The organism is Leclercia pneumoniae, from assembly GCF_017348915.1.
In the GTDB taxonomy this organism is placed as follows: Bacteria; Pseudomonadota; Gammaproteobacteria; order Enterobacterales; family Enterobacteriaceae; genus Enterobacter; species Enterobacter pneumoniae.
The window spans coordinates 1,689,801-1,701,420 of the sequence record NZ_CP071383.1 but is presented as its reverse complement, the minus strand read 5'-3'; the positions used below and the strand labels follow the sequence as shown (position 1 = coordinate 1,701,420).

Annotated in this window: 12 protein-coding genes; all 12 read right to left on the bottom strand. The window is 54.1% G+C overall.

What is annotated here, in order from left to right; all coding sequences use genetic code 11:
- Nucleotides 1-75 precede the first annotated feature (75 nt).
- The 12 genes from ptsG to plsX all read right to left on the bottom strand — a co-directional run bounded on the left by ptsG (nucleotide 76) and on the right by plsX (nucleotide 11,611).
- The gene (gene ptsG / locus JZ655_RS08030) at nucleotides 76-1,509 is read right to left on the bottom strand and encodes a PTS glucose transporter subunit IIBC (protein WP_207293478.1); all 1,434 of its coding nucleotides are present in this window, start codon (nucleotides 1,507-1,509) and stop codon (nucleotides 76-78) included.
- Between the two features lie 297 nt (nucleotides 1,510-1,806).
- Nucleotides 1,807-2,601 carry a metal-dependent hydrolase gene (locus tag JZ655_RS08025; RefSeq protein WP_040076145.1) on the bottom strand — a complete coding sequence of 265 codons (795 nt, stop codon included), beginning with the start codon at nucleotides 2,599-2,601 and terminating at the stop codon, nucleotides 1,807-1,809.
- A gap of 10 nt (nucleotides 2,602-2,611) precedes the next feature.
- On the bottom strand, nucleotides 2,612-3,616 hold the full coding sequence (holB, locus tag JZ655_RS08020; RefSeq protein WP_207293477.1) for a DNA polymerase III subunit delta': 1,005 nt from the start codon (nucleotides 3,614-3,616) through the stop codon (nucleotides 2,612-2,614).
- Complete coding sequence (tmk, locus tag JZ655_RS08015; RefSeq protein ID WP_040076147.1) at nucleotides 3,613-4,254, bottom strand: dTMP kinase; 642 nt, start codon at nucleotides 4,252-4,254, stop codon at nucleotides 3,613-3,615. Before tmk ends, holB begins: the two co-directional genes overlap by 4 nt.
- Complete coding sequence (gene yceG, locus JZ655_RS08010; protein ID WP_207293476.1) at nucleotides 4,244-5,266, bottom strand: cell division protein YceG; 1,023 nt, start codon at nucleotides 5,264-5,266, stop codon at nucleotides 4,244-4,246. Before yceG ends, tmk begins: the two co-directional genes overlap by 11 nt.
- A 2-nt stretch (nucleotides 5,267-5,268) precedes the next feature.
- Entirely contained in the window at nucleotides 5,269-6,078 is an 810-nt protein-coding gene (gene pabC / locus JZ655_RS08005; RefSeq protein ID WP_207293475.1) for an aminodeoxychorismate lyase, read from the bottom strand.
- A gap of 121 nt (nucleotides 6,079-6,199) precedes the next feature.
- On the bottom strand, nucleotides 6,200-7,441 hold the full coding sequence (fabF, locus tag JZ655_RS08000) for a beta-ketoacyl-ACP synthase II (RefSeq protein WP_207293474.1): 1,242 nt from the start codon (nucleotides 7,439-7,441) through the stop codon (nucleotides 6,200-6,202).
- Between the two features lie 92 nt (nucleotides 7,442-7,533).
- On the bottom strand, nucleotides 7,534-7,770 hold the full coding sequence (gene acpP, locus JZ655_RS07995; RefSeq protein WP_003857954.1) for an acyl carrier protein: 237 nt from the start codon (nucleotides 7,768-7,770) through the stop codon (nucleotides 7,534-7,536).
- Nucleotides 7,771-7,924: 154 nt separating this feature from the next.
- Nucleotides 7,925-8,659, bottom strand: a complete 735-nt coding sequence (gene fabG, locus JZ655_RS07990; RefSeq protein ID WP_040076152.1) for a 3-oxoacyl-ACP reductase FabG — start codon at nucleotides 8,657-8,659, stop codon at nucleotides 7,925-7,927.
- Nucleotides 8,660-8,671: 12 nt separating this feature from the next.
- Nucleotides 8,672-9,601 carry an ACP S-malonyltransferase gene (fabD, locus tag JZ655_RS07985; protein ID WP_207293473.1) on the bottom strand — a complete coding sequence of 310 codons (930 nt, stop codon included), beginning with the start codon at nucleotides 9,599-9,601 and terminating at the stop codon, nucleotides 8,672-8,674.
- A 15-nt stretch (nucleotides 9,602-9,616) separates the two neighbouring features.
- Nucleotides 9,617-10,570 (bottom strand): beta-ketoacyl-ACP synthase III, encoded by a 954-nt coding sequence (locus tag JZ655_RS07980; protein WP_046885700.1) that lies wholly within the window; start codon nucleotides 10,568-10,570, stop codon nucleotides 9,617-9,619.
- Between the two features lie 6 nt (nucleotides 10,571-10,576).
- Nucleotides 10,577-11,611, bottom strand: a complete 1,035-nt coding sequence (plsX, locus tag JZ655_RS07975) for a phosphate acyltransferase PlsX (protein WP_154298858.1) — start codon at nucleotides 11,609-11,611, stop codon at nucleotides 10,577-10,579.
- Between the last annotated feature and the right edge of the window lie 9 nt (nucleotides 11,612-11,620).

Genomic DNA, 11,620 nt, shown 5'->3' with positions numbered 1-11,620 from the left:
TGGCAGTTAATACACGCTAATGCCGCCAATAAAAAAGGCAGCCATACGGCTGCCTTAGTCTCCCCAGGTCACAACTTAGCTGTTGCGGATGTACTCATCCATTTCGGTTTTCAGGTTATCGGACTTCGTCCCGAAGATAGCCTGTACACCAGAACCTGCAACAACTACGCCCGCTGCGCCCAGTTTTTTCAGACCCGTCTGGTCTACTTTCGCAACATCAGCAACGCTCACACGCAGACGAGTGATACATGCGTCCAGGTTAGTGATGTTCTCTTTACCGCCGAACGCTGCAACCAGGGCCGGAGCCATTTCGCTGGTCACGCCTGCTTTGCTGTCTTCTGTTGCATCTTCACGACCCGGTGTTTTCAGGTCCAGTGCTTTGATCAGCACGCGGAAGATGGTGTAGTAAGCAATCGCATAGCCCGCACCCACGATTGGGAACAGCCACAGTTTGCTGCTGTTACCCGACAGTACGATAAAGTCGATCAGGCCGTGCGAGAAGGAGGTACCGTCGCGCATACCCAGCAGGATACAGATAGGGAATGCCAGGCCAGCCAGTACTGCGTGAATGATGTACAGGATCGGCGCAACGAACATAAAGGAGAACTCGATCGGCTCGGTAATACCGGTCAGGAACGAGGTCAGCGCTGCGGAGATCATGATACCGCCCACTTTTGCACGGTTCTCTGGTTTAGCAGAGTGCCAGATAGCAATTGCCGCAGCCGGCAGGCCGTACATTTTGAACAGGAAGCCGCCAGAGAGTTTACCTGCAGTCGGGTCACCCGCCATGTAGCGTGGGATATCGCCGTGGAAGACCTGACCTGCCGCGTTGGTGAATTCACCAATCTGCATCTGGAATGGAACGTTCCAGATATGGTGCAGACCGAACGGTACCAGGCAGCGCTCAATGAAGCCGTAGATACCGAACGCCACTACCGGGTTCTGATACGCAGCCCACTGGGAGAAGGTCTGGATAGCGGAACCAATCGGTGGCCAGATGAAGGAGAGAATCACGCCAGTGAAGATCGCCGCCAGACCAGAGATGATTGGAACAAAACGCTTACCAGCGAAGAAGCCCAGATACTCAGGCAGCTTGATGCGATAAAAGCGATTGAACATATATGCCGCAATCGCACCCGAGATGATACCACCCAGAACACCGGTATCAGCCAGGTGTTTTGCCGCGATTTCTTCAGCAGGTAAATGCAGCACCAGAGGCGCAACGACCGCCATGGTCTTAACCATGATGCCGTAGGCAACGACCGCGGCCAGTGCGGATACACCATCGTTATTCGTGAAGCCGAGGGCAACACCGATTGCGAAGATCAGCGGCATGTTTGCAAAAACAGAACCACCTGCTTCAGCCATAACATGAGATACGACGGCTGGCAGCCAGCTGAAGTTAGCCGAACCGACGCCCAGCAGGATACCTGCGATAGGCAGTACGGATACTGGCAGCATCAGCGATTTACCGACCTTCTGCAGGTTAGCAAATGCATTCTTAAACATAATTGAGAGTGCTCCTGAGTATTTGTGCTTTTTTTACGCTTTCACGCATTGGCACGGGGGGAGAACCGCGCCGTGGACAGGACATCTAAGTGCCCTTTATTTATTACACAGAGTAAAATAAATCTCCGCGTCGTTGTTTGACGGTTATCACGTTTCAGCTTATGGCATCCTAAAAACTTGCAGTTTTTTACAAAATAGATGTCAAAGTGTTTCCAAAATCGTCTCTACCGCCCCTTTCAGGGCGGAGAACTTTACTCGTTTTAACTATTAATTACGAGCCTTAAAAAAAGAGGTTAATCAGGCAGATTGCAGGCGGGAGGGGTCGATATGAAACAGGCTGGCAAAGTTTTCAGTAGTAATGCGTGCCAGTTCTTGAACCTCGACGCCTTTCAACACGGCCATATAGTCGGCCACGTCCCGTGCCATTGCGGGCTGATTCTCTTTACCGCGATGCGGTACCGGTGCCAGATAGGGAGAATCGGTCTCCACCAGCAAGCGATCGAGCGGTACATAACGCGCCGCATCGCGCAGCTGTTCAGCATTACGGAACGTCACAATCCCGGAAAACGAGATATAAAACCCCATATCCAGCAGCTTACCTGCTGTTTCTCTATCTTCTGTGAAACAGTGTAGTACGCCTCCGCAATCCGTCACCTTTTCTTCGCTAAGGATCGCCAGGGTGTCGGCACGTGCATCGCGGGTGTGAACAATCACTGGCTTGTTCAGCTCTCGCCCAATACGGATATGGTTGCGGAAGGACTCCTGCTGACGCGGTTTTGTTTCCGGCGTGTAAAAATAGTCCAGCCCGGTTTCGCCCATAGCGACCACGCCCTCTTCTGCCGCGAGCCGGCGCAGATCGTCCACGTCGTAGGCTTCATCCTGGTTGAGCGGATGGACACCGCAGGAGAAGACGACGTTATCACGTACCCCCACCAGCTCGCGCATGCTGCGGTATCCTGGTAAGGTGGTCGCGACCGCCAGGCAGAATTTCACGTCGCGTGCGGCGGCTTTCGCCAGCACATCATCGACGTCTTTATGGAGTGTTTGGTAATCAAGGCCATCGAGATGGCAGTGTGAGTCGACTAAAAACATAATGTCTCTCTCAGAGGTGGGTATCGGGCAAGACGGCACCCGGTTGCAGGTAATGCTCAATATTCAGTAACAGGTCTGTCAGCACAAGCTCGCGATTAAGCCCGGTGACGCTCATAAGCTGTTCACGACACTTGCAAACATCGTGTAGTACGGCGCGCAGCCAGGCGCCATTGTGACGCTGAGCCAGGAGGGTGATCAGTTGCCAGGCGTCGACATTGCTCACCTGTGTCGCCCCCTGCTGCATTTTTAACGCATCCAGCAGCAGAGTGGAGAACCACTGCAGTCGGCTTGTCACCTGGTCATGATTGAGGATAGCCAGCAGGCTCAGCCAATCCCGACTTTCGCTGGCGTTGCCCACGGCCTGACAGAGCTGCTCACGGGGCGTCCAGAGGTTGGGCTGGAGAAGATACAAAGCCGCGGCTGGCGCGCCGCCGCAAAGACGCAGCGCCGTTAATGCCGCGTCCTGTGACACCGTCACTTCTCGCTGGAGCCAGTTCATTGCCCAAGATTCCTGAGGAGCACCGAGATGATGTAAGCGGCAGCGGCTACGCAGCGTCGCCAGTAGCTTTCCGGGTTCCCGACACGAGAGCAGGAACCACGTGTTCTCCGGCGGCTCCTCCAGGGTTTTCAGCAAAGCATTGGCAGCAGCCTCGGTTAGCTGTGCGGCATCTTTCAACCACACCACCTTGGCGCCACCCAGCCGTGCGCGCTCGTAGAGCTTTTCGCTCACCGCGCGTACTGCATCAATGCCCAGGGTACTTTTCCCCTTTTCCGGCTCAAGCGTGTAGTAATCCGGGTGGGTTTCGGCCTGCATCAACTGGCAGCTGCGACAGTGTCCGCAGCTTTTGGTACCCTGCGGCTGCTGACACATCATTAAGCGGCTTATCGCGTAGATAAGTGCATCATCACCCATACCGGGTAACGACTGAATAAGTAGCGCATGATGCCCCCGCCCCGACTGATAACCCTTCACCAGTTGTTCAAAATGCGGGCGCAACCATGGGTACCATTTCATGCCTGTACTTCCTTCAGCCAGTCACGCACGGTCTGGCGAATCGCCTGCTTCACTTCATCCAGCGATTGAGTCGCATCGACAGTGCGAATTGAGGGGTCCTGGGCGGCCAGTTCAAGGTAACGCGCGCGGGTACGATTAAAGAAATCCAGAGACTCCTGCTCGATCCGATCCAGCTCTCCACGCGCACGTGCGCGTCGGAGGCCCACTTCCGGCGTCACATCCAGATAGAGCGTGAGATCCGGGCGGAAACTCCCCAGCACCGCATCACGCAGCGTCGCCAGCATCTGTTGATCGATTCCACGCCCTCCGCCCTGATAGGCCTGTGTAGAGAGATCATGACGATCGCCAATCACCCATTGCCCCTGAGCCAGTGCCGGCTTGATAACCGTTTCCACCAACTGTACGCGCGCCGCATAGAACATCATCACTTCAGCTTTGTCGGTAATCACTTCATCGCCGACGGATTTGATGTCCAGCACCAGGCTTCTCAGCTTTTCAGCCAACTGCGTGCCGCCCGGCTCACGGGTGAAGACCATCTCTTCTACGCCGCACTCCTTCAGGGTTTCAACGACCGTATCCCGTGCGGTGGTCTTTCCGGCGCCTTCCAGCCCTTCAATGACGATGTAATTACTGCGCATTTTTTTCCTTAAGTGCCTTCAGATAGTCCTGAACCGAACGGTTATGAGCGGCAAGATTAGTATTAAATGTGTGCCCGCCCTTGCCATCAGCAACAAAATAGAGATAAGGCGTCTTAGCCGGGTGAGCGGCAGCATCCAGTGATGCCTGGCCCGGCGTGGCGATCGGTCCTGGCGGTAAGCCGCTAATGACGTAGGTATTATAAACGGTCGGGGTTTCCAGGTCTTTACGGCTTAGTTTCCCGTTATAGTTTTTACCCATCCCGTAGATCACCGTGGGATCGGTCTGCAAACGCATGCCAATACGCAGACGGTTGATAAACACCGAAGCGACCTGATCCCGCTCGCTGGCCACCGCCGTCTCCTTCTCAATGATCGAGGCCATCGTGACAAACTGATTCTGATCTTTATAAGGCAGACCTTCTGCCCTGCCTTCCCAGGCTTTCTCTATCGCGCTCACCATTTTTTTGTGCGCGCGCTGCAGCATGGCAATATCGGTGGTTCCTGCGGTATACATCCAGGTATCGGGCCAGAACCAGCCCTCAATCCGCGCTGGATTGTCGAATTTAAGAGCCTGGGCAACGGTAGCGTAATCGTCGTCCTTCAGAGTGTGCTTGATATATGGCGCATCACGAAGCTGCGCAAGATAGTCGCTCAACCGCATGCCTTCAACGAATCGCAGCGGGAACTGCGCCTCTTTTCCGCTTTCAAGCAGTTCCAGCATTTCGCGCACGCTCATCCCTGGCATCAGGCGGTACGTCCCGGCCTTAAAGTGAGAGAGGTCTGGCTCGATACGCAGCAGCCACTGGAAGACGCGTGGACGGTTAATCACCTTTTCACCGTAAAGCTGTTCGCCAAGCGCCAGACGCCCGGTTCCCGCTTTCAGGCTAAAAATGGTCTCTTCTTTGATCAGGATCTTGCTGTCCGCCAGCTGGCGCACTTTCCACATTCCCACGCCGGCCGCAATACCCAGCACGACGATGATGAGGAGAATAAAACGAAACATTTTCTTCATGATTATCTGGTTTGCTCACACAGTGGGGCTAAAAATTGGTACAACTCTCGCGATGACCAGTGGTGTTCGCCATACTGACGCACGGGCACCAGAGGCATCAGAGCATTACAAACAATGACCTCCTCGGCCGCGCCCAGCGCCTCTTCCTGTGCACAGACTTCGACAACACGATAGTCGGAGTGTGCCAGTTGTTGCAGACAAAACTGGCGCATCAGGCCATTTACACCCGCCTGGTCAAGCCGCGGGGTAAACACCTCGCGCCCGCAGCGCCAGAACAAATTAGCGGCACAGCATTCCGTAATGAGCCCTTCGCTGTCAAGAACCAGCGCCTCATCACAATCCGTCTGTTCAAGATGCGTGCGAATTAAGACCTGCTCAAGGCGATTAAGATGCTTAATGCCTGCCAGCATCGGATTACGCCCTAAACGTACCGGACTTAATGCCAGGCGAATACCCTCATTGCGCCAGCGATCATAGTGGGCAGGAAAGGCGGAAACCGACAGGATACGGGTCGGTTGCAGGCAGTTTGCCGCACTGTAACCCCGCCCCCCGCCGCCGCGGGTAATGATCACCTTCAGCACGCCCCGGGATATTCCCTGGGCATGGGTAGTCATTTCAGCTTCCAGCGCTGACCACTGCTCAAAAGGGATAAAGAGTTTTTCACAGGCACTGCGCAAACGCTGCAGGTGCGCTGTCAGTAAACAGACCTCTCCATCGACGATCCGCGCCGTGGTGAAGCAACCATCGCCAAACTGCACTGCCCTGTCGTTCACGGGCAGGCTGTCCTGAGGCAATCCATTGATTAAATACATGATGGCTCCTTTATAGGGGAGATTAAGTCTGGCAGGACGGCGGGTCTTGAACAAGCAGATAAGGTTGAATAAAAAAGGTCCGACAAGCGGACCTTTAAACAGGACTAGCGGAGAGTCAGTCTCAGACCTTTTTGAAGATCAGAGAACCGTTGGTTCCGCCGAAGCCGAAGGAGTTACACAGGGTGTACTCCATTCCGCTGACCTGACGCGCTTCGTGTGGAACGAAGTCCAGATCGCAACCTTCATCCGGGTTATCCAGGTTGATGGTTGGAGGGACAGCCTGATCGCGCAGCGCAAGAATGGAGTAGATAGATTCTACTGCACCCGCCGCACCCAACAGGTGGCCGGTCATGGACTTGGTCGAGCTCACCATTACGCGGCTGGCTGCTTCACCGAAGATAGACTTAACAGCCTGCGCTTCAGCTTTGTCACCCGCAGGGGTAGAGGTACCGTGCGCATTCACGTAGCCAATCTGTGCAGGGGTAATACCTGCATCACGAATCGCGTTTTCCATCGCCAGCGCAGCACCTGCGCCGTTCTCTGGTGGTGATGTCATGTGGTAAGCATCGCTACTCATCCCAAAGCCAACGACTTCAGCATAAATTTTCGCGCCGCGTTTTTTCGCGTGTTCGTACTCTTCCAGTACGATCATACCTGCCCCGTCGCCCAGCACAAAACCATCACGGTCTTTATCCCATGGACGGCTCGCTGCCTGAGGGTTGTCGTTGCGCGTAGAGAGCGCACGTGCTGCGCCGAAACCGCCTACGCCAAGAGGTGTACTGGCTTTTTCAGCCCCACCCGCAACCATGGCATCCGCATCGCCATACGCGATGATACGCGCGGCCTGGCCGATGTTATGCACGCCAGAGGTACAGGCGGTTGCGATAGAGATGCTTGGGCCACGCAGGCCATACATAATGGTCAGGTGACCTGCCACCATGTTAACAATCGTGGACGGAACGAAGAACGGGCTGATTTTACGTGGGCCACCATTCACTAAAGAGGTATGGTTTTCCTCAATCAGACCAAGACCGCCGATTCCGGAGCCGATTGCAGCACCGATACGGGTTGCGTTCTCTTCCATAATAACAAGGCCAGAATCCTGCATGGCCTGAACGCCAGCGACAATTCCATATTGAATGAAGGCATCCATCTTGCGCTGTTCTTTGCGCGAGATGATCTCTTCACAGTTAAAATCCTTTACTAAGCCAGCAAATTTCGTTGCGTAGGCGCTAGTATCGAAATGGTCGATTAGGCTGATGCCGCTCTGACCGGCAAGGAGAGCTTTCCAGGTGGACTCTACGGTATTGCCGACAGGAGACAACATGCCAAGTCCGGTCACAACTACACGACGCTTAGACACGTTTGTCCTCCAGGGAGGGATAAATAAAAGAGATTCGTGGGACGATAAAAGATAAAACTCAGGCGGTCGAATGACCGCCTGGAGATGTTCACTTACGCCTGGTGACCGTTGATGTAATCAATGGCAGCCTGAACGGTGGTGATTTTCTCAGCTTCTTCGTCCGGAATCTCAGTATCAAACTCTTCTTCCAGAGCCATTACCAGCTCAACGGTGTCAAGAGAATCTGCGCCCAGGTCTTCAACGAAGGAAGCGGAGTTCACAACTTCTTCCTGCTTAACGCCCAGCTGTTCGCCGATAATTTTCTTAACGCGTTCTTCGATAGTGCTCATACTCTTAAATTTCCTATCAAAACTCGCTTTCGCGATGGTTTTCGTAGTGTATAAAATGTTGAAAAATTTGCAACTAAATCCCGGCAGTTCTTACCACGATTTTACGTTATTTTGAGGCCAATCCCTACAATAACGCAAATATTTTCGATCGTGATTAAACCATATACATCCCGCCGTTGACGTGGAGGGTCTCACCAGTGATGTAACCCGCTTCGTCAGAGGCTAAAAATGCAACCGCGCTGGCAATTTCTTTAGGATCGCCAAGACGACCCGCAGGAACAGCTGCCAGCGTACCCGCACGCTGATCATCGGTCAGCGCACGCGTCATGTCCGTTTCAATAAAGCCCGGAGCAACAACGTTTACAGTAATACCGCGGGACGCAACTTCGCGCGCCAGCGACTTACTGAAACCGATCAGACCTGCTTTCGCCGCAGCGTAGTTAGCCTGACCAGCATTTCCCATGGTACCAACCACAGAACCGATAGTGATAATACGGCCATGACGCTTTTTCATCATAGCTCGCATTACCGCTTTTGACAGACGGAATACAGATGACAGGTTGGTTTCGAGAATATCGTCCCACTCATCATCTTTCATTCGCATCAGCAGGTTATCGCGAGTGATACCGGCATTATTTACCAGAATATCGACTTCGCCAAACTCTGCGCGAATATTTCCCAGAACAGATTCGATAGATGCAGGATCGGTCACATTCAGTACCAGACCTTTCCCGTTATCACCCAGATAGTCGCTGATGGCCTGTGCGCCATTCTCGCTGGTTGCAGTGCCGATAACTTTCGCGCCACGGGCAACGAGCGTCTCAGCGATTGCGCGACCGATACCGCGGCTTGCGCCGGTGACCAGTGCGATTTTTCCTTCAAAACTCATGGTTTTCCTCTTTTATTGCGAGAGTGCCGCTGACATTGCTTCCGGTTCATTAATGGCCGAGGCAGTCAGGGTATCAACAATACGTTTAGTCAGGCCGGTGAGGACTTTACCCGGGCCCACTTCATACAGGTGCTCAACGCCCTGCGATGCCATAAATTCAACGGTTTTTGTCCACTGAACCGGGCTGTACAGCTGACGTACCAGCGCCTGGCGGATCGCTTCAGGTGCGGTTTCAGCCTGCACGTCAACGTTATTCACCACCGGAACAGACGGTGCGTTGAAGGTGATTTTTTCCAGCTCCAGCGCCAGCTTATCTGCGGCGGGTTTCATCAGTGCACAGTGAGAAGGTACGCTGACAGGCAGAGGAAGTGCGCGTTTCGCGCCTGCTGCTTTACAGGCTGCACCTGCACGTTCCACTGCTTCTTTGTGACCTGCGATCACGACCTGGCCCGGGGAGTTGAAGTTAACAGGCGATACAACCTGCCCTTCGGCTGACTCTTCACAGGCTTTGGCGATAGAGGCATCGTCCAGACCAATAATGGCCGACATACCGCCGGTCCCTTCAGGGACGGCTTCCTGCATGAATTTGCCACGCAGTTCAACCAGACGCACCGCATCCGCAAAGCCGATCACCCCGGCACAGACCAGTGCGGAGTATTCGCCAAGGCTATGGCCAGCCATCATGACAGGCGCTTTTCCGCCCTGCTGCTGCCACAAGCGCCAGAGCGCGACGGAGGCGGTCAGTAACGCAGGCTGCGTCTGCCAGGTCTTGTTCAGCTCTTCAGCAGGACCCTGCTGAGTCAGTGCCCAGAGATCATACCCCAGGGCATCAGAAGCTTCACGGAAAGTCTCTTCAATAACCGGGTTGCTTGCTGCTAAATCAGACAACATGCCAACGGCCTGAGAGCCCTGACCCGGAAACACAAATGCAAATTGCGTCATTTTTATTAATCCTTTTTAGAAACGAACCAGTGCAGAGCCCCAGGTGAACCCGCCGCCAAAGGCTTCGAGCAGCACCAGCTGACCCCGTTGAATTCGCCCATCGCGTACCGCTTCGTCAAACGCGCAAGGTACGGATGCCGCAGAGGTGTTGCCGTGACGATCAAGGGTCACCACAACGTTATCCATCGACATGCCTAACTTTTTGGCCGTGGCGCTGATAATGCGCAGGTTAGCCTGATGTGGCACCAGCCAGTCGAGCGCCGTGCGCTCCAGGTTATTGGCCTGCAGCGTCTCATCAACGATATGCGCCAGCTCGGTTACCGCGACCTTGAACACTTCGTTTCCGGCCATGGTCAGGAAAATCGGGTCGTCCGGGTTAACGCGGTTGGCGTTCGGCAGCGTTAACAACTCACCGTAGCTGCCATCGGCATGCAGGTGAGTAGAGATGATGCCCGGCTCTTCAGACTGACCAAGCAGTACCGCGCCGGCACCGTCGCCGAAGATAATAATCGTGCCGCGATCGTTAGGATCGCAAGTGCGTGCGAGAACATCAGAACCGATCACCAGCGCATTTTTAACTGCACCAGATTTCACGTATTGATCGGCGATGCTCAACGCGTAGGTAAAGCCCGCGCAGGCGGCCGCAACGTCAAAAGCCGGGCAACCTTTAATGCCCAGCATGTTCTGAACCTGACAGGCTGCACTTGGGAAAGCATGGGTCGCAGACGTCGTTGCAACGATAATCAGACCAATGTCGTTTTTATCGACGCCAGCCATGTCGAGCGCACGCAGAGCAGCTTCATAACCCATGGTAGAAACGGTTTCATCTGGCGCGGCGATACGACGCTCGCGGATACCTGTGCGTGTGACAATCCACTCGTCAGAGGTATCAACCATTTTTTCCAGATCGGCGTTGGTTCGCACTTGTTTGGGCAGATAGCTGCCGGTACCTAAAATCTTCGTATACATGTACGCTCAGTCACTTTTTGCTAATACAGATTCCAGGCGAGCGGCAATCCGCTGAGGAACTTGTCGCTGCACCGCCTGCACTGCCTGTTCAATCGCGACGGTAAAGGCTCGCTGATTGGCAGCACCATGACTCTTAATCACGATGCCGCGCAATCCTAACAGACAGGCGCCATTATACTGGTCGGGGTTGAGGTGACTGAATCGCCGCGTCAGGCTTTTTTGTAACCAACGCTTTAATAAAATCAGCCACCAGGACCGTTTTTTACCCTCGCCCTGCGATTTCAGCAGCGAGAGAAACATTCTGACGACCCCTTCCATGGTTTTTAACGTGACGTTTCCAGTAAAACCGTCACACACCAGTACATCCGTTTTTCCGGTCAATAATTCGTTGGCTTCGAGATAACCAATATAGTTGATGGTCGGAACAGTTTTAAGTCGCTCGGCGGCCTCGCGGATATTATCAAGACCTTTGGTCTCTTCTTCTCCGATATTCAGCAAGGCGACGCGGGGATTGGTGATGCCTACCACCTCTTCGGCTAGCACCGAGCCCATCACGGCGAATTGCGCCAGCATCACGCCATCGCAATCGACGTTAGCACCTAAATCAAGCACCACCGTTTTGCCCTTTTGTTGATGCGGCAAAACCGTCACCAACGCCGGACGCTCAATCCCCTCGATGGGTTTGAGCAGTAATTTGGCCAGCCCCATTAGCGCGCCGGTATTTCCCGCGCTCACGCAAGCCTCAGCTCGCCCTTCTTTTACCAGCTCCAACGCCACTCGCATTGAACTGCCCCGGCTATTGCGAATAGCCTGCGATGGGCGGGCATCACTGGCAATAACTGACTGCGCAGGAATAATCTGCAGACGTGAACGTTGTTCAAAGTCAGCTTTTGCAAGTAATGGCGTGATTGTGTCGGGATTGCCGACTAAAAGAAGTGTGAGTTGCGAATTAGAGTTCAGTGCCTGCAATGCTGCAGGCACTGTCACGGAAGGGCCAAAATCTCCCCCCATGACATCTAACGCCAGGGTTAGACGTGTCAAGGTATCGTC